This is a genomic window from Brenneria corticis, from assembly GCF_003115855.1.
Classification (GTDB): domain Bacteria; phylum Pseudomonadota; class Gammaproteobacteria; order Enterobacterales; family Enterobacteriaceae; genus Brenneria; species Brenneria corticis.
The window spans coordinates 1-878 of the sequence record NZ_KZ819139.1 but is presented as its reverse complement, the minus strand read 5'-3'; the positions used below and the strand labels follow the sequence as shown (position 1 = coordinate 878).

Annotated in this window: 1 protein-coding gene; it reads right to left on the bottom strand. The window is 60.9% G+C overall.

Going from position 1 to position 878, the window contains the following annotated elements:
- Positions 1–878, bottom strand: an 878-nt coding sequence (locus DDT56_RS24250; RefSeq protein ID WP_136168894.1) for a dihydrodipicolinate synthase family protein, incomplete at both ends; no start/stop codon positions are given.

Sequence of the window (878 nt, the reverse complement as noted above, 5' to 3'; positions counted from 1 at the left end):
CGGACGGCGACCTTGATCTCTTCCTCGGCGCCCGGCTCCAGCGGCAGCAGCGGAGAACGTACCGTAGCGTGCCCCAGTATCCCGCGCTCAACCAGCGCATGCTTCAGCGCCACCGTCCCTTCCATATGCGAACCCCGGTGGTACACGCTCTTGGTGACCGGCAGCAGGCGGTCATGGATTTCACGCGCTTTCCGGTAATCTTGCGCTTTGCCCGCCTCGATCATCTCCACCAGCAGTTCCGGCGCGATATTGCCGTATCCCACCAGCAGACCATCCACGTCGAAAATCGTCGACAGCAGATATTCGTCATGGCAGCTCAGGATTTGCAGGTCCGGACGTTCGCGGCGGATCACCGGAATTTCCGTATCCCAGCGGCGCATATTGCGCACGCCGTTTTTCATGGCGAATACGCCCGGCTGCGCGGAGATCTCCAGCAGCGTTTCCAGGTTGTAGGTGCATTTGGTGACGTCCGGATACTGGAACAGGATCAGCGGCAGACCGCTCTCTTCATAGACGTGACGGTATTTATCCTGCGGCGCGCCTTTCTGGTAGCCGAAACGCAGCCAGCCGTGGGACGGATACAGCAGACCGGCGGAAGCCCCGGCCTTGACGGCGCGTTTGGCTTCTTCGGCGGCGACCTCGGTGCCTTCCAGCGTGATGCCGGCGATGATGGGGATGTCGTTATTGACGGATTCGACGAACGCTTCGATGACTTTTGCCTGTTCGTCGCGGGAGAGGAAGGTTCCTTCGCCGGCATGGCCGAGCACGGTGAGGCTTTTTACGCCGTCGATGCTGTGCAGCCAGGCGCCCAGTTTTTTACAGGCGGCATAGTCCACGGCGCCATCGCGGGTAAAGGGAGTAATGGGAGCAGGGTTCAG